Raw genomic sequence first — 244 nt, 5'->3', positions numbered from 1 at the left:
CTCGGATCGCATCGCGGCTTCGGCTTATCGCAATCGCCTCGTGTTCCGCGCTTTCGGCGACAACATTCTCGGTTTCGCGCCCGCACTCTGTTATGGCGAAGCGGAATTCGAGCAATTGTTCACGCGCCTGAAACGCACGCTCGATGACGTGCTCGAAGACCGCGAGGTACGCGCCGCATTGTCGTAAAGGGATTGCTGAATTACGCGCGCTTTCTGAAAAGAGGCGCGCGCAAGCATCGCTTAA

The 244-nt window shown here is 57.8% G+C and carries 1 pseudogene; it reads left to right on the top strand.

The features are described 5' to 3' along the window. Window positions 1-187: pseudogene (locus SB816_RS34260) on the top strand (aspartate aminotransferase family protein); the annotation flags it as partial. Window positions 188-244 lie beyond the last annotated feature (57 nt).

Source organism: Achromobacter sp. SIMBA_011 (assembly GCF_046535435.1).
GTDB classification, from domain to species: Bacteria; Pseudomonadota; Gammaproteobacteria; order Burkholderiales; family Burkholderiaceae_B; genus Achromobacter; species Achromobacter dolens.
This window is presented reverse-complemented; position numbering and strand designations above follow the sequence as displayed.